This window comes from Shewanella sp. LC6 (assembly GCF_006385735.2).
GTDB lineage: Bacteria > Pseudomonadota > Gammaproteobacteria > Enterobacterales > Shewanellaceae > Shewanella > Shewanella xiamenensis.
Genome location: NZ_CP043902.1, coordinates 3,643,168 through 3,669,030 on the forward strand (window position 1 = coordinate 3,643,168; position 25,863 = coordinate 3,669,030).

The following is a 25,863-nucleotide window of genomic DNA, read 5'->3' on the forward strand; positions in this document are numbered from 1 at the left end:
AAGTACCTGATGAAAAGCTCTTTTTATCAACAACTTGTCGAAATTGATGGCGCTTTGTTTGAATGCTTCTTGGTACTTTTCTTAGCTTTATTACTGGCGCGTTTAGCGCCATTACCCAGAGAAATGCAGCCACTGATTTGGTTTAGTCACTTAGCCAAACAACTCGCAGCCAAAGTCAATCGCCCCGGGCGCGCGCCCAGCCAACAGGCAACCGCTGGCTTTTTAGCCATGTTGTTACTGGTATTCCCCTTCTGGGCGATTATTACTTTTTTGCTCGAGCTCGCAGCCTTCCCATGGTTTTTTGAGTTTTTAGTGCTGTATCTGTGTTTGAGTGATGCGGGCTTTAGCCAAGTGGCCGACGAAATCGCTAAAGCATTAAACCGCGAGGATAATGCCAGCGCAAAAAAGCTATTACAGCCGTGGGTTGTCCGTGATACGGATAACCTATCGGAAGTGGGCTTAACCAAAGCGACGATTGAAAAATTGGCTACAGCGCCAATTTACGGTACGGCTTCGACTATCTTCTTCTTTGCGATCGCGGGTGCGCCTATGGTGCTGGCGGTCAGAATGATTAAACAACTCGAGCTCAGCTGGCCACCTATACAACCTAAATATCAGCATTTTTGCAGTACTGTGAATATTATCTCAACGGTACTACTGGCAATACCCGCTTGGTTATGGAGCCTGTCTATTGCGATTCAGGGTGGCCCTAAAGCCTTGGCATTGCTGTTTCGCACCTCTAAAAATCATCCCGCCCTACGGGGTTATGTGATGAGTGTGTCCTTAGTGGCGAATATTTTACGGATTGAATTAGGCGGACCGCAGAAGTTTTCGGGGCAACGCATTGATGTAGCAAAGATAGTCTATGGCCCACAGCCGCACCATGAGAGTATTACCCCCGCAGTAAAACTCACCTCACGCGCCTGCGCAATTTGGTTTAGTTTTATCACGCTTCTTCCCTTCCTTTGGGCGGGTTTACGCTGGCTACAAACCCTGTGATATGATGCCTCTCATCTTAACATTAGGTTAAAGGCTGACTATCTTGTTCGAAAACATGCATGTCTCATTAACAACTCCTGCGTTGTTATTTCCGGCAATTTCTTTGCTATTACTTGCTTATACCAACCGATTCTTTGCACTGGCAGCATTGATCCGTCAGTTAAGTAACGGCGACAAACCCGTGCATCAGGATCAGATTAAAAACTTAAGTCAGCGGATCAGGATTATTCGCCGCATGCAGGAAGCTGGTGTATCGAGTTTTGCCCTGTGTGTGCTCTGTATGATTTTTATTTATATCGGTTTTAACAAGACTGGCTCCATCATCTTTGGTGCCAGCTTGTTACTCCTACTTTATTCACTGATTTTATCTGTCATTGAAATTCGTATTTCTGTGGATGCGCTGAATATCCATATCAAAGAGATGAGTAAATGAACCATTGGATTTACTTCTTCGATTTATGTGGCACAGCAGTATTTGCCCTTTCCGGCGCCTTAGCAGCAGGACGTCATCGCATGGACCCCTTTGGGGTGATAGTGCTCGCATCGGTCACAGCTGTAGGTGGTGGCAGTATCCGTGATGCGCTGATTGGCGCCACACCCGTGTTTTGGATCCGCGACCCGAACTACATCATAGTCATACTCGCCACTGTCCTAGCTTGTTTGCTGTTAGTACGCCGACCACGCAAGATGCCGGAGTATACGCTCCCCGTAGCTGATGCCTTAGGTTTAGCCCTGTTCACTGTGATTGGTGCAGAAAAAGCCCTCAATATGGGGCTAAGTGGCATGATTGCCGTCGTGATGGGCTTGATCACGGGCGTAGGAGGAGGCATTATTCGAGACTTACTGTGCCGACAAATCCCTATGGTATTGCGCACAGAAATCTATGCCACGGCCTCTATTATCGGCGGTATTGGTTATACCGTAAGCTTAGCCTTGGGTATGGGCGAAAAAACGGCACTGTTTTTAGCCATGACCAGTGCATTAATGATCCGCCTATGCGCCATCAAATGGCATTTGTCGTTACCCGCCTTTGATCTCAAAACCAAGAGGGAATAGTTTGCGAATATTGTGTCTTTTAGTCTGCCTTATGTTTATTCCGGCGCTGTTTCCTGTGTCTGTACATGCAAACTCAGGGGAAATGCCTGCGGAACAACAGTTAGCCATCAAATATATGAACGCGCTCACTGAACACGACTATAAAACACTCGGCAAATTCTATAACCGCGATAGTATTTTCTTCGATAAAACTGCCAATCGTAAATACACGGGTGGTCGTTTTATTATCGACTTTTTCGAGCGCGCCCATGAGGGAGTGCTCGAATATGATTTTAATATCGAGCATATGTATAACGCGGGCTCATTAGTGGTGATGATTGGTAACTATCACTTTAAGGGGCCAGGGGAGCAATTTGGTAAGCCCGGCAAAATCATTGATGTCGCTATCCCTGGCGTGACTAGCCTTAAACTTGATATGCGCAACCATAGAGTCGCAGAGCATGTGGATCTGATTGACTATCAGACCATGTCAGACCAATTAGCGATGCAATAATCACAAAATTTCGCTTTGATTGAAACTTGAGCCCTAAAAATGAGTCGAAATCTACAATGAGTCATGCGACCGAACCATGGCGCTGAATGCCTAATTCGTTCGTTTAGTTTCAATGAGGTTTGTATGAAGTTTTTTGGACTGATTGCCCTGCTCGCCCTAAATGCTTTGATACTCGTGCCCAACGCACAAGCGCAGCAGCCGATTATTGTTTCCTATGCGGTGCAACCTGTAAGCCATTTCAATCAACAACTGCGTGTTGCCCAAGCACAACATCAAGCTTGGAGTGAAGATCCCAAAACCATAAGTAACCAATACGCGGGGCAAAAGTTCACCCTAGTTCGGACCCAGCCGACAAAGTATGGAATATTGACCTATCAAGTGAGTGAAATATCTAAACAACATCCACAAATGCTGTTGATTTTATCACTCAAAAAAGATGCCCAACGCTGGCAGGTCGATTCAGCTCAACTAGCTTGGAAGTGTCGTGATGGCCAGCATTTTGGCACCGACAGATGTAATATTGGTGAACATGAGGCCAGTACGGCACCTTAAGCCTGCATCTCACATGTAGCCAGCACCAGATAAAATGCAGATATAAAAAGAGCGCCCTTAGTTAGGCGCTCTTTCTTCTTACTTGGTAAGTACTTATTAACCGTAATAAGCACTTATTCACTGTACTCGAGTCGTGATATTCGATTCAAGCTAAACTCAGATTGGTTAAACCAAAGTCACTTTAGCAAACTTACGCTTACCGACTTGGAATACGGCAACCGTGCCAGCGCTTAAGGTCATACGGCTATCGTCAACCTTCTCACCATCCATCTTCACCGCGCCTTGCTTGATCATACGCATCGCATCGGAAGTCGAACCCACTAAGTCGGCATCTTTAAGTAAGTTAGCAATCGCTAAGCCTTCACCCGCCGCTAATTCAACCTCTGGGATATCATCAGGGATAGCACCCTTTTGAAAACGGTCGATAAAGGCTTGATGGGCACTTTCAGCGGCGGCTTCGTCGTGGAAGCGCGCAATGATTTCCTTCGCGAGTGCAATCTTGGTATCACGAGGGTTAGCACCGTTGGCGATATCTTGTTTGAACTGTTCAATCTCGGTCAAAGGACGGAATGACAGCAGCTCAAAGTAACGCCACATTAATTCGTCAGAAATCGACATGATCTTGCCGAACATTTCATTGGCGGGCTCACTCACACCAATGTAGTTGTGCGCCGATTTAGACATTTTCTTCACGCCATCTAAACCTTCAAGCAGTGGCATCATAATCACAGCTTGTGGTTTTTGGCCTTCGGCTTTCTGTAACTCACGACCCATTAATAGGTTGAACTTCTGGTCAGTCCCCCCTAATTCAACGTCGGCCTTGAGCGCTACAGAGTCATATCCTTGCAGTAGCGGATACATAAATTCGTGGATAGCGATTGATTGACCCGATGCATAACGCTTCTTAAAGTCATCACGTTCCATCATACGAGCAACAGTTTGCTGCGAGGCTAAACGAATCATCCCAGCCGCGCCTAATGGCTCTAACCAGCTCGAGTTGAACTCGATACGCGTTTTTGCAGGATCAAGGATTTTATAGACCTGCTCTTTATAGGTCTCGGCATTGGCTAACACTTGCTCACGAGTCAGTGGTGGACGAGTGCTGTTTTTACCACTTGGATCACCCACCATACCGGTAAAGTCACCAATTAAGAAAATGACCTCATGACCTAACTCTTGGAATAATCTTAACTTATTTAAAATTACTGTGTGTCCAAGATGGATGTCCGGTGCGGTAGGATCTGCGCCTAACTTGATACGAAGTGGACGTCCTTCTTTGAGTTTTTCCAGCAGATCCGATTCGAGTAGGATCTCGTCGGTACCACGTCTAATTTCTGCTAATACTTGGTCTAAATCAGCCATCTCGGCGGGGACTCCTAAGGCCATAGTCATAAAATGAGGAGACTTATGTTACTTGTTAGCCACCACAATTGAAAGTGTGTACACTAACGGGATTATTCAAGCCTTAGGTTATCGGTATCGGCGTCAATGGGAAAGGTTATAACGTTATTTAAATTGTTGCCTAAAAAGCATCAAATTCTCCTCAGCATTCTTTCTGTTATCACAATGATAACCTTGCTCTTTCCATCTGAAGAAGCCCAAGCTTCAAGACAAACTCAAGGTATTGCAGATCATCAAGTCAACACCCGTTACGATGTGCCCTTAGCCTTTCGCTCACCAGAGCGTCCAGAAGGCATTGAAGGACAAACACAGGATGAGGCAAATCAAGCCACAGCCTTGTCTTCAGTAGACGCGTTAGCTGCGGGTAATCATTCAGCCCCCGAAACCCTAGAGAGCGCCCACCATAGGGATGTTGAGCATTTTAATGTTAAGAATGGCGATACTTTAGCCGCCGTTTTTGAGCGAGCAGGACTCACCAGCAAAGATGTATATGAAATCACTCAGTTACCGCTCGCCAAGCAGAATCTATTAAAAATCATTCCCGGCGAAGAAATTGTGATCTCTAAGGACGTCAATGGTGATTTAACCGAAGTGCGCTACCGTGTTGATGCGATATCAACCTTAGTGATCACTAAAGATCACGACAGGTATTTTGAAAAAATCACCGAAAAAGACATTGAAATTCGCACTCAATTCACCAGCGCGAAAATTAAGAGTAACTTCTGGAACGCTGCCGTAGATGCGGGCTTAAATGCTAACCAAATTATGCAACTCTCAACCGTATTTGGTTGGGATATCGACTTTGCCTTAGATTTACGCGAGGGCGATAGCTTCGCCATTATCTATGAGCAAGAGTATGCCGAAGGCGAGTTTTTACGTAATGGCAATATCTTAGCTGCGGAGTTTATTAACCAAGATGAGCGCTACACTGCAGTGCGCTACACCGACGGTAACTACTATTCCGAAAATGGCACAAGTATGCGTAAGGCATTCTTACGCTCACCGGTTGACTTTAAATATGTCAGTTCAAACTTTAATCCTAAACGCCTGCATCCAGTGACAGGACAAGTTAAAGCTCATCGTGGTGTTGACTATGTTGCCGCAATTGGCACCCCCATTAAAGCGGCAGGCAATGGACGAGTTATCGAATCCGGCTACAATCAATTTAATGGTAACTATGTGTTCATTAAGCACAACGATACCTACACGACCAAGTATTTACATTTGACCAAGCGTAATGTCAGCAAAGGGGCTAGCGTTAAGCAGGGGCAAATTATTGGCACATTAGGCAAAACAGGACGCGTCACGGGTGCTCACCTACACTATGAATTTATCGTCAATGGGGTGCACCGCAATCCAAGAACAGTGGATTTGCCCAAAGCCGAATCAATCGCCCGTAAAGAAAAATCTCAATTCGATACTATCAGCAAACAGTTGATGGCAAGCATTTCACAGAACAAGCAAACCCAATTGGCGATGCAATAACGACGGATGGATTCCATCAAATGAACAAGGCTTATTATATTGGACTGATGTCAGGCACCAGTATGGATGGTGTCGATGCTGTGCTAGTCGACTTTGCGGGCGAACAGCCGCAGCTGATTGCAACGCATACCGAGGCGATCCCGAGCCATTTGCTCAAAGGATTACAACGCCTGTGTCTGCCAGGCAATGATGAAATTAACCGCCTTGGCCGCCTAGACCGCAGTGTTGGCAAATTATTTGCTCTTGCAGTCAATAACTTGCTCGCCAAAGCCCTGATAGCAAAAGAAGACATCATAGCCATTGGTAGCCATGGCCAAACTGTGCGCCATATGCCAAACCTTGAGGTAGGCTTTACCCTGCAGATTGGCGATCCCAACACCATAGCAACCGAAACGGGCATAGATGTGATTGCCGATTTTCGCCGCAAAGACATCGCCTTAGGCGGCCAAGGCGCGCCATTAGTGCCCGCATTTCACCAGCAAACCTTTGCCCAAGTCGGAAAAAAACGCATCATCCTCAATATTGGTGGTATTGCCAATATCACCTATCTGCCGGGTAATAGCGATGAAGTCTTAGGCTTTGATACTGGGCCGGGCAACACCTTAATTGATGCCTGGATTCAGCAAGTAAAGAATGAACCCTATGACAAAAATGGTACTTGGGCAGCATCGGGTAAAACCGATCAACAGCTACTCGCGCAATTGTTGTCGCACCCTTATTTCTCCCTTGCTTATCCAAAGAGTACTGGGCGAGAACTATTTAATCAGGCCTGGTTAGAGCAGCAATTATCGGCGTTTAATCAATTAGATGAAGAAGATATTCAATCGACACTGCTCGATTTAACCTGTCACAGTATTGCCCGCGACATCCTTAAACTCGCCCAAACAGGGGAATTATTTGTCTGTGGTGGTGGCGCTTTCAATGGCGAGCTAATGCAGCGTTTAGCAGAGTTACTGCCGAATTATCATATCGATACCACCTCAGCACTCGGAGTCGATCCTAAATGGGCCGAAGGCATCGCCTTTGCGTGGCTTGCTATGCGTCACCATTTAGGTTTGCCCGCCAACCTGCCCGCCGTCACTGGCGCCTCCCGCGAAGCCGTTTTGGGTGGACGTTTTAGCGCTAAGTAACATTAATGGACACAAATGCTCTCGAGTATTTGTGTCCTGATGATTCTCTTCTTCTATCGACTAAATCACTTTTAATAAAGCCAATTCAAAAACACTGCCAACAACCAATATCCCCTCACATTAAAGTTATCTTTGTCTTTGATATTAATCTAAATACTTAAAACCCATCTATGCTTGATCACAGTTGTGTCATACAAACTTGCTAAAGTGGTTGTTAACTAAGCCGTAAATACGCAAAGCTCAGGTTGTGATGGTCTATAGAGATCCGAACAATCTGCAGACATAACACTTCAATTAAGGGAATGGTTATTTATCTAGCTACACTTAACCAGCAAGATAAACAATGGTTTATGCAATGGCGTCAAAAAGCCATACCGACATAAATCGACTGAATAGGAAATCAATCAATGAATATGTCACAAAAAATGGCGGCAGAATTTTTGGGCACTTTGTGGCTGGTGCTCGGCGGCTGTGGCAGCGCAGTACTGGCCGCAGCTTTTCCTGAGGTGGGGATAGGCTTACTCGGAGTGTCACTCGCCTTTGGCTTAACCGTTCTCACTATGGCCTTCGCGATTGGTCATATCTCAGGTTGCCACCTCAACCCGGCGGTATCATTTGGACTCTGGGCTGGCGGACGTTTTCCTGCATCAGAACTGTTGCCTTATATCATTGCCCAAGTTGCGGGCGGTATTGTCGGTGCTGGCGTGTTGTACGCAATCGCCTCTGGGCAAGAAGGTTTTAGTCTCGCGGCAGGTTTTGCTTCTAATGGCTTTGGTGAACATTCTCCAGGCGGCTATAGCATGATATCGGTAATGATCTGCGAAATTGTAATGACCTTATTTTTTCTACTCGTCATTTTAGGCTCAACCGATGAACGAGCGCCTAAAGGCTTTGCCCCGATCGCTATTGGTTTATGCTTAACCCTAATCCACCTCATCAGTATTCCTGTATCTAACACCTCAGTAAACCCTGCCCGCAGCACTGGCCCAGCGCTATTTGTTGGTGATTGGGCCGCATCACAATTATGGCTATTTTGGGCAGCTCCGATCATTGGTGCCATTTTAGCGGGCGTTATCTACCGTTATTTCAACGCTGCCAAGTAATCCCTCTATGCCAACAGCGCTTTGGCTGCGCTGTTGTGCTTTTTCAAACCCCGCTCTAATGTTACCATCTTGGCAACTGGTGAGTTTTGCTGTGCCCACGTTTTTACTTTTGTGGCACGACAGGCTTCGCCCTATTCACGCATAAGAGATATTTTCATGAGCAAGACTGTTAAAACCTTTGCAGAAGCCGCTGGCATGACTCCAGAAGCGCGTTACGACTACCTTGTTGAACAAATCAAGCAACATAAAGTGTTATGGACGCTTCAAGATCAAGATGGTTGCGTAATGCTAACCACTGAAGATGAAGACTGTATCCCAATGTGGCCAACCGAAGAAGCGGCTGAATCTTGGGCAGTCGATGATTGGAGCGACTGCCAAACCTTAGCGATTCCCTATGATGAATGGCATGAACGATGGGTACCAGGCATGGAAGATGACGATCTGTTCGTTGCCGTATTCCCTGTACAGGACGACTTAGGTGTGGTGATCCCACCCTATGAATTAGATCAACGTTTAGTCACTAAACAAAGCCACTAATCCACAAGGGCAAACCACAATGTCGCTGAGCGAGCAAGAATCCTCTTTGGCAACGCAGGCTACGCCACCCTTGGCAAAAGCCCGTTTACCTAAACGCTTAATTGCTTTGCTGCTACTTTATGTCGCAGCATCGGTAAGCGGTTTAATCGCCAAACAAGGGGTACTTTTCTGCCTGTTAACCCTATTGATGGTGCTTGGGATTATAGGTCGCCAAAAGGCTGGGCTAATTATGCTAAGAGGTTATACCTTAGTGCAGTTAGCATTAGTAAGTATGCTGCCAGTACTGTTATACGATCCTGACAACCTCGTCGCAGGACCAACCACAGTGCACCTTGGCCAGTGGCAGGGGAAACTACCTGACTATGTGATTTTTACTGTGTTGATTGTCTTATCTTTATTGCAGGTTTGGATCGCATTCGATAAGGACGTTAAAGCTTGGTTTAAGCCCAAGTTAAACCTCAATATTATGAACTAACGGCCTATACCAACGCAGCTCAGTAGATCATTACCAATAAAAAAGCCGTCTTGTCGACGGCTTTTTTATTTTCTATATCAGCTAACTACATTTGTAACACAAGCTTATACAGAGAAACTTGCACCACAGCCACAGGTGGTTGTGGCATTAGGGTTCTTCACAAAGAAACGCGAACCTTCGAGACCTGAAGTGTAATCCACTTCACCGCCAACGAGGTATTGTAAGCTCATGGGATCGACGACCAATTGGACGCCTTGTTTCTCAACAGTGAAGTCGCCTTCATTGACCTTTTCATCAAAGGTAAAGCCGTACTGAAATCCAGAACAACCACCGCCAGTAACATACACGCGTAGCTTAAGTGCAGGATTTTGCTCTTCTTCCAACAAGCCTTTTACCTTAGCGGCTGCCGCATCGGTAAATTTAATTGGCATTGTTGCGTCAGCTTGATCAGTCATTACTACCTCTTACATCAGTTTTCTGGGGCAAATTATCCGTTACCTGACTATTTTGTTCAAGTATTACCCGCGGTTCTTTTTCACCCTGTAATAATTCAGGGACACTATAGACATGTTCTGTCTGCGAATTTTTAGTCCAGCGGCTCGAAGGCACCACCACTTTCACTTTGACTTGCACCACATTAAAGCCAGCTGGCACAGTAACTTTGGTATCTATGACCTGAAAATAGCGAAAATCAAATTCAAGCTTAGAACCCGTGAGTTTGTTCACACTTAACTCAACAGATTTACCATCTTGCACACCAATAAGCGTGATTTCGGTGCGGCCTTGAATCGCCTGCTTACGTTTTTGCAGCTGAGTCAAAATCAGTTTGAAATTATATTCATCAACCAAGGCCCCAGGCGTCATTTCTAGGCCATGGATAGCCACACCTTCAGCGTTGTCATCTGGTGACATAATACTGCGATAAAAGGCTAATTCGTGCTCTAGCTCTTTTTGTTTTTTCATCTGCTGTGCAAACATATCTTGCATTTGCGCATTGGCTTCGCGTTCGACAGATAGCTCTAAATTGCGGGTAGCGAGTTCCTGGGTTTGCAACTCAAGTTCAGCGGTAACACGTTGTAATTTACCCCCACCAATGTGCTTCACGACAGCTTCATCACTGTTTAATACAATAAAGCTCACCCAAGCGCCCAATAAAAATGCTACAAAAACTAATAGCAATAAATACTTGGTCGATGGACGATACTTTAAATCCATGACTTGCAGCCGGTCTAGCCAACGATGATAATTTGGCATTAGGTAACAGCCCCTTATATAAAATACAATCAACTCAAGAACGAGTTCGATACAATACAACTCAGGCCAATGCAGTGCAATTAACGATAAATAAAGCCGCGATTCAAGACGCTATCAGCACAGCTAAAAAGTACTTAACTAACGAGCTACGTGATCATTTATCTCAAGCCAAGATCAGTGCGCAGCTGTGCTTACTGGCCTTGTTATTCGCCATCTTCGCCTCCTGCGTGATCCTGTTGTTTCGACTCTTGCTCCTGTGGGCAAACCATTACACCCAAATCGAGACGCAGGATTTTACGGGTAACATCACCGACTGGCGAGCATTGTTGCCACTTTTTGGCGCCTTGTTGATCTGGATTGTCGCCAAACTCGGCTCCAAACGTTACAAGCGCATGGGGATTGCCTATGTATTACATAGGGTTAAATTGCACTATGGCAAAATTCCGCTGCAATCTGCCGCAGGGCAATTTTTTCAGGCCTTGTTTGCCTTAGGGACTAATTTTTCGGTGGGCCGTGAAGGCCCCGCCATTCACCTTGGCGCCGTAAGTGCCAGTGTTCTAGCCGAAAAATTTAATCTTCCCGACAATAGTGTGCGAATTATGTGCGCCAGCGGCATTGCAGCAGGGATTGCCGCCACCTTTAACGCGCCGCTAGCAGCAGTGATTTTTGTACTCGAAGTGATCGTGCGCGAGTACAAAGTGCATTACTTCTTCCCGATTATGCTATCCGCCATTTGCGGCGCGGTTTCCAGCCAACTGGTGTTTGGTAATGTGCACGAGTTTGATCGTATTCAGGTGATCCATATTCCATTGGATCACTATCCGATTTTAGCCCTTGGCGGTATTGCACTAGGCTGCGCCGCCGCCTTCTTCAATTACACGCTCCTTAAAGTCACTGCCACCGGGCAAAACTGGCCACTGATTTATCGGCTCTTGCTGGCGGGAGGTATCACCACCCTGATTGGCTTAATCTTGCCGCAGGCGCTGGGCACTGGAGATTTAGCGATCAGTGAAGCCATTAGCGAGCATCCCAGTTTATTGCTGTTAATCGCCCTGCTTGCCGCAAAGATTATCGCCACCATTGCGGCAATAGGGCTTGGGATCCCGGGCGGATTGATTGGCCCGCTCTACGGCATCGGCGCCTTAATCGGTGCCATCTTAGCCTTAGTCAGTGCGATGTTATTCCCTTCGATTGCGCCTTACGTTGGCCTCTATACAGTGATAGGCATGACTGCCATGATGGGCGTTTGCCTAAGTGCGCCGCTCGCTGCATTAGTCGCGCTGCTCGAAATGACCAACGATGCCAGTATTATTCTGCCCGCGATGTTTGTCACAGCTCCCGCATTTTTGATTGCCTATCAAGGTTTTAAAACTAACTCGATCTTCTTCAAACAGTTAGAAATTATGGGCTTAGGCTATAAAGTGGCCCCCGTGAATCTGGCGCTACAGAAAAAAGGCGTACGAGCCTTGATGGATAAACGCTTCGTTATCGTCAATAACAACGACGAGCTGCTGCTCGAGGTGTTAAAACGCGCCGAAGGTCGCCCTGTGTTAGTACGTAATGCCGATGGGCTAATAGAAATGCTCAGCCTTGAGATGCAATCCTTTGATGACAACATCACCCTCTCACGTCATCCCATGCAGGGACTAAGTGATACCAAAACCTTAGATGAGGTCTATTCAATACTGTCACCCAAGCGCAGCGGTGAAGTCTTTATCTATCAAGACACGCCAGATAACGTGGTAGGGGTGATTAGTTGGTCGAACCTACAGCAAGAAATTCGCTCAGGCCAAGTCTAAGCCAAATCACAGACTAAACAGTCAACCAAGAGTGGATTGGATTCACAAAATCCTGTTGTTTCACGGTAAAAATACATTACAGAGGCAAGGGTGCTATTTCGCTGCCTTGGTGCATCTGTTACAATCGCGCCTCAGCCACCCTACATAACATTAGGGCTACGAGCGCAATATCTGCACTTGAACGCCCCCTAGCAATTGGAAAACAGGCTGATGAACCAGTTCGAAGGATCCCACATCCTCTCCGTAAACCAGTTAGATCTTGATTCAATCCAAACTATTTTTAATGTCGCCCACCGCATGATGCCCTATGCACTTCGTGAGAAGCGCACAAAAGTGCTCGAAGGCGCCATTTTAGGTAACCTGTTTTTCGAGCCAAGTACCCGTACCCGCGTCAGTTTTGGCTGTGCCTTTAACTTACTCGGCGGCCATGTGCGTGAAACCACTGGTATGGCCTCTTCGTCCTTATCTAAGGGTGAATCCCTGTACGATACCGCCCGCGTACTCTCAACCTATTCCGATGTGATTGCGATGCGCCACCCTGACTCATACTCTGTCAAAGAGTTTGCCGAAGGTAGCCGCGTCCCCGTAATCAATGGCGGTGATGGTTCGAACGAGCACCCAACCCAAGCATTGCTCGATTTGTTTACCATTCAAAAAGAGTTAGGTCATGCTGGCCGAGGTATCGATGGCATGCATATCGCTATGGTCGGTGATTTAAAGTTTGGCCGCACCGTGCATTCATTGTCGCGCTTGCTGTGCATGTATAAGAACATCAGCTTCACACTGATTTCACCAGCTGAATTAGCTATGCCTGATTATGTGATCTCAGACATTGAAAATGCTGGCCATAGCATCAAAATAACAGACCAGCTTGAAGGCCATTTAGATAAAGCAGATATTCTTTATCTGACCCGCATTCAAGAAGAGCGCTTCCCATCCCAGGAAGAAGCAAACAAATACCGCGGTAAATTCCGTTTGAATCGCAGTATTTACACCCAACATTGCAAATCTAACACAGTGATCATGCACCCGCTGCCACGGGATTCGCGTGCGCAAGCTAATGAGTTAGATAATGATTTAAACAGCCATCCTAATCTCGCTATCTTCAGACAGGCGGACAATGGACTGTTAATTCGTATGGCACTGTTTGCATTGACACTCGGGGTTGACACACAACTCGAAAAATATGAGTGTCCCGTTAATTGGTATTCACGTAAAGCCGATCGCTAATCGGCTACATACTTTAAGGACTTAACATGACCCGTTCCGAAGCGCTATTTGAACAGGCTAAAAAAACCATCCCCGGCGGTGTTAACTCTCCGGTTCGTGCATTTAACGGTGTAGGTGGCTCACCCCTGTTTATTGAAAAAGCTGATGGCGCTTATATTTACGATGCCGATGGTAAAGCTTATATCGACTATGTAGGCTCTTGGGGCCCGATGATCCTCGGCCACAACCATCCGAAGATCCGTGAAGCCGTATTGGCTGCGGTACATAATGGTCTGTCTTTTGGCGCGCCAACTGAGCTTGAAGTGCAAATGGCTGAGAAAGTGATCGCCATGGTACCTTCTATCGAGCAAGTCCGTATGGTGAGCTCAGGTACTGAAGCGACCATGAGTGCAATTCGCTTAGCGCGCGGTTTTACTAATCGTGACAAGATCTTAAAATTTGAAGGCTGTTACCACGGCCACGCCGATTGCCTATTAGTGAAAGCAGGTTCCGGTGCATTAACCTTAGGCCAACCCAGCTCTCCTGGTATTCCTGAAGATTTCGCAAAGCACACCTTAACTGCTGTGTATAACGATCTGGATTCTGTTCGTTCGCTGTTCGAGCAATATCCAACTGAGATTTCTTGCATCATCATCGAGCCCGTTGCTGGCAACATGAACTGCATTCCACCTATCCCAGGCTTCCTCGAAGGTCTGCGTAGCCTGTGTGATGAGTTTGGTGCGCTGCTGATTATCGACGAAGTGATGACAGGTTTCCGTGTATCAAGAAGTGGCGCTCAAGGTCACTATGGCGTTACACCAGACTTAACCACACTCGGTAAAGTCATCGGTGGCGGTATGCCTGTAGGTGCATTTGGTGGCCGTAAAGATGTGATGCAGTTTATCGCACCAACTGGCCCTGTATACCAAGCAGGCACGCTTTCAGGTAACCCTATTGCGATGTCAGCGGGTCTAGCACAAATGGAAGCTCTGTGTGAAGAAGGTCTGTACGAAGCGCTGAGCGCTAAAACCAAGCGCATCGCCGAAGGCTTTAAAGCGGCGGCGGATAAGCACGGCATCCCAATGGCGATCAACTATGTTGGCGGCATGTTCGGCTTCTTCTTTACTGAGCAAGAGCAGATCACTCGCTTCGACCAAGTGACTAAGTGCAATATTGAGCACTTCCGCACTTTCTACCATGGCATGTTAGATGAAGGCGTTTACTTAGCACCGAGTGCTTATGAAGCTGGCTTCCTATCGATGGCCCATGGCGAAGAAGAATTGCGCCTCACGCTTGAAGCGGCTGATCGCGTATTAGCTCGCATGAGAGCGGCAATGTAAGCGAGCGCTTAAAATATCAAGGGACGCATTAGCGTCCCTTTTTCTTACTTAGCTTTTGAAAGTAATATTGTGCAAATCTTAGCCCAATCAATAGCTATCGGACTTTTTTGAACCTAAGGCCGACTTAAAGATAATCGCTGCGACTAAGGCTTGTAGAGTTAACGTGATGTGATCAATCACTAAGCTAGGATTGTGGAATATACCCAAAGCAAGTAATTGTTTACCACTGTAGATCAGCCAAACCAAAGAGCCTAAGAGTAAGAGACTCCGGAGTACAAAGTTCATTTTGCATCATCCTCAAAATACAACATCCAGTGTCCTAACGATAAAAGAGGCACAAGATACCGCTCACTTTCTGTTCGGTCAATATTTCGACGTGGCCATATCTGTGACTCACTCAGCACATTCCGTACAATTGTCGGTAATAAACTCAAATCCAGCATCTAATTTGAACCATTGAATTTTCAATCAGAATTTTCTCTCTAAAGAAAAATTAATTGCAGGATCGATAAAATAACGGCTTAGACTTTAATCGTAGATCTTACTTTACACTCAATAACCAACCCAAAATAAACAACATAAAAAACCAACAAAAAACCACAAGACAGTATTTAAAACTAAAAACACACCAAAACAACTGAGATACACATCACAAAGCAACGCAAAACTGAGTTACAGCTAACAGTTGCGTTATTCGCGCCATTATGTTCTGATCCGCACGCGTTAACACGGCAAACTTAATTAAGCCTTGATAATGCCACTCAATAGCTCGCCTTTGGCCTGCCACGACATTAAAACAGCAGTTGGAATTGCAGTTATGCTATATACCTTTCTGATCATACTGGCACTGCTTGCATTGCTCAGTATTATTTTTGAAGAAGTAACCCACCTTAATAAAGCAAAAACCACCTTATTCTTTGGCTGTATTTCATGGGTAGCACTATTCATGGCTGCTGGAGATCCTAGCCATGAGAAGTTAGTTGCTCATCAACTCAATGAAAACTTGCTTGAAATTGCCACCTTGTGGCTATTTTTAATGTCGACAATGACCTTTGTGGCCTATCTTAACGCCAAAGGTATGATTCAAATCATGGTGCAGAAGCTCTTTCCACAAAAGGTTTCTGTTCGGTTATTGATGATACAAGTCGCATTATTCTCGCTAATTCTGTCCGCCTTTTGTGATAACGTCACCGCTACATTGGTTTCTTTGGGCTTATTAACCACCTTCAAACTCGATAAACAGATGCGTCGCAGAATGGCGGTGTTGATTATTTTCGCAGTGAACTCAGGTGGTGTAGCATTGATCACTGGTGACGTCACCACGCTGATGATCTTCCTCGCGGGTCACGTGCATATCTCCGAACTGTTAATGCTGTTCATCCCATCAGCCGTGAGTGTCGTTTTACTGGCAACGCTCTTTTCGCTAAAAGCTGAAGGTATCGTCTCAACAACCCCAATTAAACATAGTTATCAAACGGTTGATCTACTGATTGCCCTCGTGTTCTTCTGCACGATTTTAATGACCATGTTACTCAACATTTTGTTTGGCATCCCTCCAGTACTGACCTTCTTAACCGGTCTGTCCATCATGTTCCTGATTGGTCATACAACGCGCAGCGATAAAGAAGAAATCAAGATCCTTGAATATATCCGCCAAGTTGAATATGACACTTTGTTATTCTTCTTAGGGATTTTATTGCTAGTTGGCATGCTTAAAGAAATCGGCACCTTAGATATGCTGACCGAGGCCTATGCCCTATTTAATCCAAATATCTCAAACTTTGTCACAGGCATGGGTTCAGCTCTTATCGATAACGTGCCACTCACTGCTGCCCTATTAAAAGCAGAACCTGTACTCAACACTCCAGAATGGTTAGGCTTAACCTACAGTGTGGGCGTAGGTGGTTCATTGTTAGTGATTGGTTCGGCTGCGGGTATCGTCGCCATGAGCAAAGTAAAAGAGCTCACTTTTGTAAGCTACTTGAAATATGTACCTGCACTATTCCTATGCTACTGTGTTGGCTATGGCTTAACTTTATTCCTCGCATATAACTTCTTTGCTTAATTTAAAACGATAAACAAAAGGCGCCAACAGGCGCCTTTTGTCGTAAGAGAATGCCTTACATCGCCGGAACCCTAAACTGTGTTCCTTGAATGTCTAAAACGACATCCCGCGGACGAATGGCAATAATCTTCAACTTACCACCAATCATATCGCCTTCCTGTAACTCGGCACCGTCAACGTTTAACCAACGCTGACTCGCATCCGTCGAATAAACATGGGCAACAATATTAAATTCCGGTACTTGTAGTTGTAATCCCGCTGGCAGTTGCCCGTATTTAGGAATATCGCCATTTTCCGTTTTAGGGATAGGATCAAGCTTAGGCTCTGTCACAGGCGTTTTAGCCGCTTTGACATATTCCACCTCTTTCAGTGCATCTTGGAAGGTCGCGACCAATTCATCATCTTGACGACTCTGCGCCGTATCCAAGCCAACATCCGTCGCCGCAGCATTAACTTGTTGACGCAGCGCCTCAAGTGTTGCTAACCCTTGACGATTAGCATTCGCCCCCAACATTATTGGTTCAGGATCGGCAAACTCTTGCGCCAGCTCCCCATTTTCGGCAGATGATGGCTGGGCGCGAGTTGTTTCATCTAAGGCCGCTGACGTCGCAAGATAGTCATCATAACTAGGATCAGCATTTGAGGAGGTATTTGTAGCGACAACCTGTGACGAATCTACGCTCGGATAAGCTTGGGCGCTTAAAGGCACATCATTTAATACCTGCTCCCTGGGCAAAGCGACTTTCCCAGCTAATCGAAATCCTGCGGCGTTCCCCTGAGTAACAGTATCTTCCTGTGTGGCAACCGTAGTGGCTGCACTTACTGGGTCATTTAAGGATGCGGTCCGGTTAGCCTGACTCGTTGAGACAGAGCTATCAGAACCTGTATTTGAAGCATGCTGAGTTATCACTGTGCCCGTTTGAAGATCACTTCTACTATCATCATTAGCCTTCAAGGGCATCATTGAATTGACCTGTTGCCAATGCGCAACGCCCCATGCCACACCGATACCAAGAGTAATCGCAACGGCAAGCAGCGACAATTTTGCAGCAGGGAAAGAAGCCTTGCGTGGCGCAGGATAACTTGCCCTCGGCGTTAGTACCGCATCGGGTAAAGGTGAAGCTTGCTGTTGTTTATTACGGGTTACCGCGTCGAGTAAAATGGACATTAACTCTGGGCTCCATTATCGGTTAGGCGCGGCCCTTGATCACTTAAGTACAAATTCAGTCTCACTAACGTTTGATTGCCTGCAATACCGTCAGCCTTCAATCCATGTTGGCTTTGAAAGGCTTTAAGATCATTCTCCAACTTAAGATCAAATTGGCTGACTCGGCGTGAAGGTCGTTTAGCCACATGGGCAAGCGCATTCTCCAGCCACTGTAATTGCCCAGGGCTCGATTTTTGGCTAATTTCCAGCATAGGTAAATTGGGGGCCTGCCAGAGAATTTCAAAGGTGCCGCTAAAGTGTTGATTGAACCAAGCTCTATCAACCCAAAGCTGCTGCTCGCCCAATTGCATCAATAGCTGATCACTATCAACTGCAATGACAGCACCATAAAAATCTTGTTGATTATCATCAACTAAATATACAACGGCAGGATAATTTAGCCGCGTAATCGACATCCAATTTCCCTGCTGTTGATAACATGACAGCCCCTGTTCCCGTGCAGACTGACAGGCAGTGAGGCCTTTAAATGGGACTTTGCCCCACACATTAAAAAGACCTGCAAAGGCGGTATCAATACTTCGACTTTGTTTGATAGCCTCCTGTAATACCCGCAGACTTGGGTCAGCCGCCACAACAGTATTTTGCACTTGAGTGAGTGCTGGTTCAGTATTATTTACTGGCGTTTGGCTTTGCTGAACAGAACTGTCAGTTACAACTGTTTGTTTGGCGTGGATAACAGGCTCAGTCGTCACATTGGCAACCGCGAGTTTATCCGTAAACAACCAATAGGATACTCCAAAAGCTAGTACCAATGCGGCGGCGATAGCACTTGGCCACAGATACTTATGCTGCTGCGGTTCTTCCTCCCCTAATACTTCAGCAGCCGCTTGTCTCACCATATGGTGATCAATGGGCACCTTAGATTGAGCATACCCAGCCATAAGGGCTCGCTCGCACAATAAGTTGATGAGACGAGGAATACCACCACTGTATTTATGCAGTACCTTAATGGCTTTTCGCGTAAATAAAGGTTCAAAACGACCAGCAACCTGCAAACGATGCAATACGTAAAGGGCAATTTCATCTTCATTTAGCGGCAATAAATGATAACGAGCAGTGATCCGCTGGGCTAATTGCCGCAGTTCTTGTCGTTTGAGTAGCAGTTGGAGTTCAGGTTGGCCAATCAAAATGACTTGCAGCAGTTTTTTCGTATCGGTCTCGAGATTGGTGAGCAACCTTAATTGCTCTAATACTTCGGCACGCAGATGCTGCGCCTCATCGATGATGAGAACGGTATTGCGGCCCTTCTCATGATTGGCGAGTAAAAAACGGCTCAGATGGTCAGTCAGTTGCTTGAGCGTTGGATTTTCACCATAACTAATCTTCAACTCATCGCATAGGGTGGCGAGTAACTCCAACTCAGTCAGCGAAGGATTTAAAATAAATGCTGTATCAGTATTGTCAGGTAATTGTCCTAGTAAACAACGAGATACTGTTGTCTTCCCTGTGCCGACCTCTCCCGTTAGTAACACAAAGCCACCCGTCTCACCCAACCCGTAGGTTAAATGGGCTAAGGCTTCTCTGTGTCTGTCACTCAAGAATAAATAATGTGGATTGGGTGCAATCGAAAAAGGGTTATCACTGAGTCCATAAAAGGCCTTGTACATACCACCAATCATCCTAAGCTAAAAATAACGCCCCACGTTAAAACGTCCAAAGGATATTGTCAAAGCATCAGCAACATGGATGTGACATTCTAATAAATATCTACACTCTAGTTCGCCTTGCAATGGCATCATCATGATAAGCTATGCCTATGGCACACTCGCTAAAATAATCCTGTGAAAATTTACTTAGTTGGCGGCGCTGTACGAGACAGCCTGCTAAACCTTCCAATAAAAGATAAAGATTATATGGTTGTCGGCGCTACTCCTGAGCAAATGCAGCAATTGGGCTATCGCCAAGTAGGTAAAGACTTCCCGGTCTTTTTACACCCTAAAACCCAGCAAGAATATGCGTTAGCGCGTACGGAGCGTAAAGTGGGTTTGGGTTATGGTGGTTTTAGCTGTTATGCCAGTCCCGATGTTACCCTAGAGCAAGATTTGCTAAGACGCGATCTCACCATTAACGCGATTGCCCAAGATGAAGAAGGCAATTTGTATGATCCCTATAATGGTGTCGCGGACATACAGGCACGGCAACTGCGGCATGTGTCAACAGCCTTTGCAGAAGATCCTTTAAGGGTGTTACGAGTGGCACGCTTTGCCGCACGTTTTCATAGTTTAGGTTTCAAGATTGCTACAGAAACCATGTCCTTGATGCAGCATATGAGCCAAACCGAGGAATTAACGGCGCTTACGCCTGAGCGCGTTTGGCAAGAAGTCGATAAAAGTCTCGGCGGCCCCAATCCAGAGATTTTTTTCCAAGTGCTGCGGCAATGCGGTGCATTGAAAATCCTATTCCCCGAAATTGATGCACTTTTTGGTATCCCACAACCGGAAAAGTGGCACCCTGAGATAGATACAGGTCTGCATACTCTGATGGTGTTAACACAGGCAACATTACTGACTCAAGACAAAGCGGTACGCTTTGCAGCTTTAGTGCACGATCTGGGTAAGGCATTAAGCCCCAAAGAACACTGGCCTAAACACCATGGCCATGGACAAAAAGGATTACCCGTCATTAAAAAACTGTGTGAACGGTTACGAGTCCCTAACGAGTATCGCGACCTCGCTCTATTGGTTAGTGATCTGCACCAAAACGTACACCAAGCATTTGAATTAAGAGCCGAGACAATTGTTAAAGTCTTCGATAAAGCCGATTTTTGGCGTAAACCAGAACGACTAAATCAACTCTTATTGGCTTGTATCGCCGATATGCGAGGACGCACAGGCTTCGAGCATCAAGCCTACCCGCAAAGTGACTACCTTAATGCGTGTTTTTTAGCCGCTAATAATGTGGATATAAAAGCCATCATCGCAGCAGGATTTCAGGGAGGACAGATAAAACAAGCGCTCAATTTGAGGCGGATTGATAACGTCGAGCAAGTGAAACTCAACTGGCCACACCAACAAGCCAAACTGACGCCATAAAATTGTAATTTTTTTGTAAACACATAAACACTTTCTAGTAAATGGGACACCATTTTTCGATGAGAAATGACGATATAACCGGGAAAAAACGCTTTTAAAAAAAAATTTATATGTCTATAGTGGTTAAACGCATTAATATTCGTAGCAAATTAAAATAGCTATGTCATAATTAGGCAGTTTCGATTACCAAGTGACGAAACATTCAAATCCAACCTATTTTAAGGGATTTTTTACAATGAACAAAAAAGTACTGATGATTGCTGGTTTAGCAATGACTGCCCTACTAGGTGGTTGTGCAAACACTACTGCTCTGGAAGAAAGCGTTGCAACTCTGGGCAACAAAGTTGATCAATTGTCAGCTGATGTTGGCTCTCTGAAATCAGAGCAAAGCAAACTGTCTGCAGACGTTAAAGATGCTAAAGCAGCAGCTATGGACGCACAAGCAGAAGCTAAACGCGCTAACGACCGTCTAGACAACGTTGCTTCTCGTTACAAGAAGTAATGATAGGTAATTAACCTGTAATTCATCAGGTTAAGATCAAAGGCTTGAGAGAGATGAAAGCGAATAGCACATCGATCCAAGCCTTTTTTTATGGTTGATTGTCAGCTTTCACAAGCTAATTCCGTAATAAGCCAAGCTGTGTTGAATAACTGAAATTTAGCTAATGCTTATTAGCTTCACAAACCAAACTCTCAGCTTGACATCAAGATAAACTCTTATCGAAAGAAAACGACTTTCCAGTATTAATCATTCTTAAACTGGTATATCCATCGTAAAATCGATTTTTCACTTTTCATAATCCTCTCCCCTGTTCTCACTAAAAACGTTATTTTTATTAAATCTCTTAACGGGTATTTTAATGAAAGTACAACAGCGCAAACTCAAGCAATTTGCGAGACAAAAGCAGTTAAGAGGTTATATCTGTAATGAACGACGGCTGAATAAATACAAACTCCAAGGCATGCAGTCTTGGATTAACATAAAAGCAACATAAAAGCTCGATTATTATCATGCACTTGCATTATTCACTCTACAGAAGCATCAAGAAATAGAATACCTAAGCTTATGAATAGGTTAAAAAACATCCAATAGGATTATTTATTTTAGCGAGTTAAGCTCTGATTAAAGACTTTTGCGCTAAGACTAAAATAAAGTCAATTTCTAGATTATTGAATACTTGAGTCCGAATAAGGTGTTTGACTTTATCCGATGCACGCCACGCATAAGGTGTCATATCAAGCAATACCAAAACTTGTTCACCTGTTATCGATAAACTAAATTGCACTCGCTGCTGCTCTTTTACGATTAACCCAGTAGGTAAATTTATTTGGACTGATTTTTCAATGAGTTCTGGATAAATGAGCGTCTTGAGTTGCCATAAATGCCGAGCACCTGGGATCACCTGCAACATAAGCCCTTGCTCTTTAAGCACGCGGACGCATTCTTTTCCCTTCAACGGCTTATCGACAACAGTAATAAAATCGAAGCAATTATCTGCAAAGGGTAACGCTTTGGATGTACTGAGATAGAGCGATGCTGGCGTTTGCGCTTTAGCTGCAGCAAAAATAGTATTTTCTGCATCCGAAACGCCACTGTAGTGGACGTTCATCCCATTTGTCAGCCTTGACAGCAACGAAGATAACGCACGTAAATAAAAGCCCTCAGCACACTCGTAGTCCAACAAACAATCATCAGCCTGTAAATGCGCAGCAATCATCTCACCCATTTTGTCGATTAAAGGCGTAAAAATCCCTGACTCGAGTAAGAACCGTTTAGCTCTGACCTGTTGACGACTATCCCCCGTCGGCTTTTGACGAGCAGGCTTAGTGAACACCCAATATCCAGCTTCATTCTTATCAAAATGGTGCTTATTCGCACAATAAAAACCTTGGGACGCCTGATGTTGCATCAGTGGCAAACTACAGGTAGGACATTGATATTGAAGGCTCATAAACAACTCCAAATACGAAAATTCATGCCTAAAAACACAAAAATCGGGTACTTGACCCGATTTTTTGGCAAAAGAGCGAGTGCATTATAAGAAGATAAATCCACACAACACAGCACCAAGGGCAAGACGATAAATAACGAAAGGCGTCATACCCATGCGGCTAATGATTTTCAAGAAATAATGTATACACAGATAAGCCGCAGCGAAAGAAATCACAGTGCCTAGTGTAAGCGCTTGATAGTCAATGGGAAGCGGGCTTTCAGCCAAATCTTTACCCACTAAAATAGCCGCGCCTAAGCTGACAGGTACAGACATCAAGAACGAGAAACGCGCAGCAGCATCGCGGCTAAGACCTAACATCAGCGCCGCGGTCATCGTCGCACCTGAGCGAGATGTCCCCGGGATTAACGCCAGCGCCTGAGCAAAACCAATTAATAATGCCTTGCGCCACCCCGTTTGATAAACCGTCAAATCACGGCGTGACATCTTATCCGCCCACCAAAGCAGCAAACCAAAGACCACTGTTGTCACAGCAATAACGCCGGCATTGCGTAAATGGGTTTCGATAAAGTCTTTGGCCATAAAACCAAAAAATACCGCAGGTAAAGTAGCAAGAATAATCCACCATGCCAGTTTGCTATCGTCAGAATGCTGACCTTTAACCATGCTGGCAATCCACGCCTTAAACATAGCCCAAAGTTCATGCCTAAAATAAATCACTACGGCAAACAATGAACCTGTATTAACGGCAACATCGAAGGATAACCCTTGATCTTCCCAGCCTAAAAGCTGTGCAGGTAGGATAAGGTGCGCCGAACTTGAAATGGGGAGGAACTCTGTTAATCCTTGAATTAACGCTAAAATAATTACCTGAAACGTATCCATGACAATCCTATCAATCAATTAAAAAGTCAGTCCAAAAGGCCATTCAAAGGCCACCGGCCACAGCTTTTGTGACGTTTTATCATATTCATCCCACATTGCAGCATAGGTTTTTAGCTGCAATGGGTGAATCAAATTGGGGGCGATTTCCGCTAAAGGCCAAAGCACAAAAGCATTACTGACAATTTCGGCGCGGGGCAGTACCACAGGGGTCTGACAAACGACATCATCGTAGAGCAATAGGTCAATATCTAAGGTTCTTGGACTAAACTTTTTGGCCCCCACCAACCGGCCGTGATTTTGCTCGATTTGCTTAAACTGCGCAACTACCTCAGCAATATTCAGACTCGTTTGTGCACAGACCACCATGTTTAAAAAGTTGGTACCATTAAATCCAACCGCTTCACTCTCGTACATTGAGGAGAGTTGCAGCGGGCCAAAGTATTCCCGTAAGGACAGCAAGCCCGCCTTAAGGTAGCGAGTGGGTTCTATATTACTACCTAAACTAATGTATATACGTGCCATACGAATGTCCGAACCGTCCAAACCGAAAACCCGAATCTAAAGATTCAATTAACGTGAGCGCTCAATCTCAACCCCAACAGAAGCGGCTGAAGGGACAGCACCTGGCTTCATCACCACCACTTTTACCCAACTCACCTTAAACTCGGTCAGCAAACACTGGGCAATCCGCTCGGCAACCGTCTCAATCAACTCAATGGGCTTTTCGGTAATGAGCTGAGTCAGGCGATTCGATACCGTCTCATAGCAGAGCGCGTATTGATAATCGTCTGTTACCGCTGCGGCCTTATTATCCCAAGCCATATCCAGATCTAAAAACAAGCTTTGGTGAATTTTCTTTTCCCATTCATAGACGCCAATCACAGTATCAATACGTAATTGTCGAATAAGCACTTTATCCATATTAATTCCTACTCACTCATACCAATGAGGTCTGATAAGCTAAACGCCATAGAGTCTGTATAATCCACCGTTCAATTGAACGACTAATTTACTTTCTACTCGGGCCAATCCGAAGTAGGATAACGCCCAAAAGGATTTGTTCGTTCAGAAACTATCGCAACCTGATAAGTTGCGTAATCGCCATCGCTTATGACTGAATGCTTGCCAAGTGGCCGTTAAATTGTGGCGCGATAATACCTTAAGACGTGTAAGGAAACCAATGTGAGTCAATTAACACTGACACTTTTGATGATTGTGGCCGCCTATTTAGCCGGTTCTGTCTCAAGTGCTGTGCTAGTGTGTAGGATAAGAGGCCTTCCCGACCCAAGAACGCAGGGTTCGGGCAACCCCGGAGCAACCAATGTGCTGCGCATTGGCGGCGCAAGTTCGGCTGCCATGGTGTTATTTTTCGACATGCTGAAGGGTGCTCTACCAACGTATCTTGCCTATTTAATGGGAATTGACGCCATTTCCCTCGGCCTTATCGCAATCGCCGCCTGTCTTGGCCATATCTATCCGATCTTTTTTGGTTTTAAAGGTGGCAAAGGCGTTGCAACAGCGTTTGGAGCCATGGCACCAATTGGTGATGACTTGGCCATCTGTTTGATGGCATCTTGGGTCGCCTTAGTCTTGATTAGCCGCTACTCTTCCCTTGCTGCCATTATTACCGCATTGCTTGCACCACTTTATACTTGGTGGCTTGACGATAGGTTTACCATTCCAGTTGCGATGCTCTCGACCCTGATAATCATTCGCCATAAAGAAAATATTCAGCGACTTCTCAAAGGGGAAGAATCTAAGGTATCACGTAAAAAGCGTCCTCCTCCGCCCTAAGCCATTTGAGCATTATCATACATAAATAAAAACAGTGCTTAATGCACTGTTTTTATTTAGATTAACTCGCAGAA

The 25,863-nt window shown here is 45.4% G+C and carries 27 protein-coding genes; 17 read left to right on the forward strand and 10 right to left on the reverse strand.

All coding sequences use genetic code 11. The annotated features are described in order from the left end of the window. Positions 1–9: 9 nt before the first annotated feature. The 5 genes from FJD32_RS16350 (at position 10) to FJD32_RS16370 (ending at position 3,100) form a co-directional block, all read left to right on the forward strand. Complete coding sequence (locus FJD32_RS16350; RefSeq protein WP_055646707.1) at positions 10–999, forward strand: cobalamin biosynthesis protein; 990 nt, start codon at positions 10–12, stop codon at positions 997–999. Between the two features lie 55 nt (positions 1,000–1,054). Continuing rightward, complete coding sequence (locus tag FJD32_RS16355) at positions 1,055–1,432, forward strand: DUF2721 domain-containing protein (RefSeq protein ID WP_037415657.1); 378 nt, start codon at positions 1,055–1,057, stop codon at positions 1,430–1,432. Further along, complete coding sequence (locus FJD32_RS16360; RefSeq protein WP_037427599.1) at positions 1,429–2,055, forward strand: trimeric intracellular cation channel family protein; 627 nt, start codon at positions 1,429–1,431, stop codon at positions 2,053–2,055. The genes FJD32_RS16355 and FJD32_RS16360 overlap by 4 nt, the downstream gene beginning before the upstream one ends. A gap of 1 nt (position 2,056) precedes the next feature. Beyond that, the gene (locus FJD32_RS16365) at positions 2,057–2,548 is read left to right on the forward strand and encodes a nuclear transport factor 2 family protein (RefSeq protein ID WP_037415527.1); all 492 of its coding nucleotides are present in this window, start codon (positions 2,057–2,059) and stop codon (positions 2,546–2,548) included. A gap of 123 nt (positions 2,549–2,671) precedes the next feature. Continuing rightward, the gene (locus FJD32_RS16370; protein ID WP_037427601.1) at positions 2,672–3,100 is read left to right on the forward strand and encodes a hypothetical protein; all 429 of its coding nucleotides are present in this window, start codon (positions 2,672–2,674) and stop codon (positions 3,098–3,100) included. A gap of 165 nt (positions 3,101–3,265) precedes the next feature. On the opposite strand, the gene tyrS is transcribed toward FJD32_RS16370, so the two are convergent. Further along, positions 3,266–4,462, reverse strand: coding sequence for a tyrosine--tRNA ligase (gene tyrS, locus FJD32_RS16375; protein ID WP_088585912.1), 1,197 nt, complete (start codon positions 4,460–4,462; stop codon positions 3,266–3,268). A gap of 126 nt (positions 4,463–4,588) precedes the next feature. Here tyrS and FJD32_RS16380 point away from each other — a divergent pair, with 126 nt between their 5' ends. From FJD32_RS16380 to FJD32_RS16400, 5 genes are all read left to right on the forward strand, one after another. Beyond that, on the forward strand, positions 4,589–5,986 hold the full coding sequence (locus FJD32_RS16380) for a peptidoglycan DD-metalloendopeptidase family protein (RefSeq protein ID WP_055646708.1): 1,398 nt from the start codon (positions 4,589–4,591) through the stop codon (positions 5,984–5,986). Positions 5,987–6,006: 20 nt separating this feature from the next. Continuing rightward, positions 6,007–7,116: an anhydro-N-acetylmuramic acid kinase gene (locus FJD32_RS16385; RefSeq protein ID WP_055646709.1), complete on the forward strand. Its 1,110-nt coding sequence runs from the start codon at positions 6,007–6,009 to the stop codon at positions 7,114–7,116. A gap of 407 nt (positions 7,117–7,523) precedes the next feature. After that, the gene (aqpZ, locus tag FJD32_RS16390) at positions 7,524–8,219 is read left to right on the forward strand and encodes an aquaporin Z (protein ID WP_055646710.1); all 696 of its coding nucleotides are present in this window, start codon (positions 7,524–7,526) and stop codon (positions 8,217–8,219) included. A 156-nt stretch (positions 8,220–8,375) separates the two neighbouring features. Continuing rightward, positions 8,376–8,756 (forward strand): DUF2750 domain-containing protein, encoded by a 381-nt coding sequence (locus FJD32_RS16395; protein WP_037415505.1) that lies wholly within the window; start codon positions 8,376–8,378, stop codon positions 8,754–8,756. A 19-nt stretch (positions 8,757–8,775) separates the two neighbouring features. Then, complete coding sequence (locus tag FJD32_RS16400) at positions 8,776–9,231, forward strand: hypothetical protein (protein WP_037415501.1); 456 nt, start codon at positions 8,776–8,778, stop codon at positions 9,229–9,231. A gap of 104 nt (positions 9,232–9,335) precedes the next feature. Here the strand turns inward: FJD32_RS16400 and erpA are convergent, their stop codons facing one another. Both erpA and FJD32_RS16410 read right to left on the reverse strand, forming a co-directional pair. After that, on the reverse strand, positions 9,336–9,686 hold the full coding sequence (gene erpA, locus FJD32_RS16405) for an iron-sulfur cluster insertion protein ErpA (RefSeq protein WP_011071517.1): 351 nt from the start codon (positions 9,684–9,686) through the stop codon (positions 9,336–9,338). Further along, positions 9,679–10,485, reverse strand: coding sequence for a DUF6776 family protein (locus FJD32_RS16410; RefSeq protein ID WP_047537771.1), 807 nt, complete (start codon positions 10,483–10,485; stop codon positions 9,679–9,681). Before FJD32_RS16410 ends, erpA begins: the two co-directional genes overlap by 8 nt. A gap of 74 nt (positions 10,486–10,559) precedes the next feature. On the opposite strand from FJD32_RS16410, the gene FJD32_RS16415 reads away from it, so the two are divergent. From FJD32_RS16415 to hemL, 3 genes are all read left to right on the forward strand, one after another. Further along, complete coding sequence (locus FJD32_RS16415) at positions 10,560–12,284, forward strand: chloride channel protein (protein ID WP_055646726.1); 1,725 nt, start codon at positions 10,560–10,562, stop codon at positions 12,282–12,284. A gap of 210 nt (positions 12,285–12,494) precedes the next feature. Continuing rightward, a complete protein-coding gene (locus tag FJD32_RS16420) occupies positions 12,495–13,514 on the forward strand; it encodes an aspartate carbamoyltransferase (RefSeq protein ID WP_037415482.1) in 1,020 nt (339 codons plus the stop codon). A 26-nt stretch (positions 13,515–13,540) separates the two neighbouring features. Next, entirely contained in the window at positions 13,541–14,833 is a 1,293-nt protein-coding gene (gene hemL, locus FJD32_RS16425; protein ID WP_055646711.1) for a glutamate-1-semialdehyde 2,1-aminomutase, read from the forward strand. Between the two features lie 87 nt (positions 14,834–14,920). On the opposite strand, the gene FJD32_RS16430 is transcribed toward hemL, so the two are convergent. Beyond that, a complete protein-coding gene (locus FJD32_RS16430) occupies positions 14,921–15,118 on the reverse strand; it encodes a hypothetical protein (protein WP_037415478.1) in 198 nt (65 codons plus the stop codon). A gap of 532 nt (positions 15,119–15,650) precedes the next feature. Between FJD32_RS16430 and nhaD the strand changes: the two genes are divergently transcribed. Next, on the forward strand, positions 15,651–16,898 hold the full coding sequence (nhaD, locus tag FJD32_RS16435) for a sodium:proton antiporter NhaD (protein ID WP_037427613.1): 1,248 nt from the start codon (positions 15,651–15,653) through the stop codon (positions 16,896–16,898). A gap of 55 nt (positions 16,899–16,953) precedes the next feature. Here nhaD and FJD32_RS16440 read toward each other — a convergent pair whose 3' ends face one another. Then, positions 16,954–18,066, reverse strand: a complete 1,113-nt coding sequence (locus FJD32_RS16440) for a general secretion pathway protein GspB (RefSeq protein ID WP_069454475.1) — start codon at positions 18,064–18,066, stop codon at positions 16,954–16,956. After that, entirely contained in the window at positions 18,066–19,733 is a 1,668-nt protein-coding gene (locus tag FJD32_RS16445; RefSeq protein WP_088586972.1) for an ExeA family protein, read from the reverse strand. Before FJD32_RS16445 ends, FJD32_RS16440 begins: the two co-directional genes overlap by 1 nt. 174 nt (positions 19,734–19,907) lie before the next feature. Between FJD32_RS16445 and FJD32_RS16450 the strand changes: the two genes are divergently transcribed. Together FJD32_RS16450 and FJD32_RS16455 are read left to right on the forward strand one after the other, a co-directional pair. Next, complete coding sequence (locus tag FJD32_RS16450; protein WP_088585913.1) at positions 19,908–21,158, forward strand: multifunctional CCA addition/repair protein; 1,251 nt, start codon at positions 19,908–19,910, stop codon at positions 21,156–21,158. A 235-nt stretch (positions 21,159–21,393) separates the two neighbouring features. Next, the gene (locus tag FJD32_RS16455) at positions 21,394–21,660 is read left to right on the forward strand and encodes an Lpp/OprI family alanine-zipper lipoprotein (protein WP_007650000.1); all 267 of its coding nucleotides are present in this window, start codon (positions 21,394–21,396) and stop codon (positions 21,658–21,660) included. A 610-nt stretch (positions 21,661–22,270) separates the two neighbouring features. On the opposite strand, the gene FJD32_RS16460 is transcribed toward FJD32_RS16455, so the two are convergent. The 4 genes from FJD32_RS16460 to folB all read right to left on the reverse strand — a co-directional run bounded on the left by FJD32_RS16460 (position 22,271) and on the right by folB (position 24,916). Continuing rightward, on the reverse strand, positions 22,271–23,110 hold the full coding sequence (locus FJD32_RS16460) for a putative RNA methyltransferase (protein ID WP_037427620.1): 840 nt from the start codon (positions 23,108–23,110) through the stop codon (positions 22,271–22,273). Positions 23,111–23,194: 84 nt separating this feature from the next. Further along, a complete protein-coding gene (locus FJD32_RS16465) occupies positions 23,195–23,995 on the reverse strand; it encodes an undecaprenyl-diphosphate phosphatase (RefSeq protein WP_037415463.1) in 801 nt (266 codons plus the stop codon). Positions 23,996–24,013: 18 nt separating this feature from the next. Continuing rightward, complete coding sequence (gene folK, locus FJD32_RS16470) at positions 24,014–24,517, reverse strand: 2-amino-4-hydroxy-6-hydroxymethyldihydropteridine diphosphokinase (protein WP_037415460.1); 504 nt, start codon at positions 24,515–24,517, stop codon at positions 24,014–24,016. A gap of 48 nt (positions 24,518–24,565) precedes the next feature. Beyond that, complete coding sequence (gene folB, locus FJD32_RS16475; protein ID WP_055646712.1) at positions 24,566–24,916, reverse strand: dihydroneopterin aldolase; 351 nt, start codon at positions 24,914–24,916, stop codon at positions 24,566–24,568. A 261-nt stretch (positions 24,917–25,177) separates the two neighbouring features. Here folB and plsY point away from each other — a divergent pair, with 261 nt between their 5' ends. Beyond that, on the forward strand, positions 25,178–25,789 hold the full coding sequence (gene plsY / locus FJD32_RS16480; RefSeq protein WP_055646713.1) for a glycerol-3-phosphate 1-O-acyltransferase PlsY: 612 nt from the start codon (positions 25,178–25,180) through the stop codon (positions 25,787–25,789). Positions 25,790–25,863: the final 74 nt, after the last annotated feature.

Coding starts and splice junctions, on each gene's coding strand:
- FJD32_RS16350 (WP_055646707.1), top strand. CDS start 10: ATGAAAAGCTCTTTTTATCAACAACTTGTCGAAATTGATGGCGCTTTG.
- FJD32_RS16355 (WP_037415657.1), top strand. CDS start 1,055: ATGCATGTCTCATTAACAACTCCTGCGTTGTTATTTCCGGCAATTTCT.
- FJD32_RS16360 (WP_037427599.1), top strand. CDS start 1,429: ATGAACCATTGGATTTACTTCTTCGATTTATGTGGCACAGCAGTATTT.
- FJD32_RS16370 (WP_037427601.1), top strand. CDS start 2,672: ATGAAGTTTTTTGGACTGATTGCCCTGCTCGCCCTAAATGCTTTGATA.
- tyrS (WP_088585912.1), bottom strand. CDS start 4,462: ATGGCTGATTTAGACCAAGTATTAGCAGAAATTAGACGTGGTACCGAC.
- FJD32_RS16380 (WP_055646708.1), top strand. CDS start 4,589: ATGGGAAAGGTTATAACGTTATTTAAATTGTTGCCTAAAAAGCATCAA.
- FJD32_RS16385 (WP_055646709.1), top strand. CDS start 6,007: ATGAACAAGGCTTATTATATTGGACTGATGTCAGGCACCAGTATGGAT.
- aqpZ (WP_055646710.1), top strand. CDS start 7,524: ATGAATATGTCACAAAAAATGGCGGCAGAATTTTTGGGCACTTTGTGG.
- FJD32_RS16395 (WP_037415505.1), top strand. CDS start 8,376: ATGAGCAAGACTGTTAAAACCTTTGCAGAAGCCGCTGGCATGACTCCA.
- FJD32_RS16400 (WP_037415501.1), top strand. CDS start 8,776: ATGTCGCTGAGCGAGCAAGAATCCTCTTTGGCAACGCAGGCTACGCCA.
- erpA (WP_011071517.1), bottom strand. CDS start 9,686: ATGACTGATCAAGCTGACGCAACAATGCCAATTAAATTTACCGATGCG.
- FJD32_RS16410 (WP_047537771.1), bottom strand. CDS start 10,485: ATGCCAAATTATCATCGTTGGCTAGACCGGCTGCAAGTCATGGATTTA.
- FJD32_RS16420 (WP_037415482.1), top strand. CDS start 12,495: ATGAACCAGTTCGAAGGATCCCACATCCTCTCCGTAAACCAGTTAGAT.
- hemL (WP_055646711.1), top strand. CDS start 13,541: ATGACCCGTTCCGAAGCGCTATTTGAACAGGCTAAAAAAACCATCCCC.
- FJD32_RS16430 (WP_037415478.1), bottom strand. CDS start 15,118: ATGAACTTTGTACTCCGGAGTCTCTTACTCTTAGGCTCTTTGGTTTGG.
- nhaD (WP_037427613.1), top strand. CDS start 15,651: ATGCTATATACCTTTCTGATCATACTGGCACTGCTTGCATTGCTCAGT.
- FJD32_RS16440 (WP_069454475.1), bottom strand. CDS start 18,066: ATGTCCATTTTACTCGACGCGGTAACCCGTAATAAACAACAGCAAGCT.
- FJD32_RS16445 (WP_088586972.1), bottom strand. CDS start 19,733: ATGTACAAGGCCTTTTATGGACTCAGTGATAACCCTTTTTCGATTGCA.
- FJD32_RS16455 (WP_007650000.1), top strand. CDS start 21,394: ATGAACAAAAAAGTACTGATGATTGCTGGTTTAGCAATGACTGCCCTA.
- FJD32_RS16460 (WP_037427620.1), bottom strand. CDS start 23,110: ATGAGCCTTCAATATCAATGTCCTACCTGTAGTTTGCCACTGATGCAA.
- FJD32_RS16465 (WP_037415463.1), bottom strand. CDS start 23,995: ATGGATACGTTTCAGGTAATTATTTTAGCGTTAATTCAAGGATTAACA.
- folK (WP_037415460.1), bottom strand. CDS start 24,517: ATGGCACGTATATACATTAGTTTAGGTAGTAATATAGAACCCACTCGC.
- folB (WP_055646712.1), bottom strand. CDS start 24,916: ATGGATAAAGTGCTTATTCGACAATTACGTATTGATACTGTGATTGGC.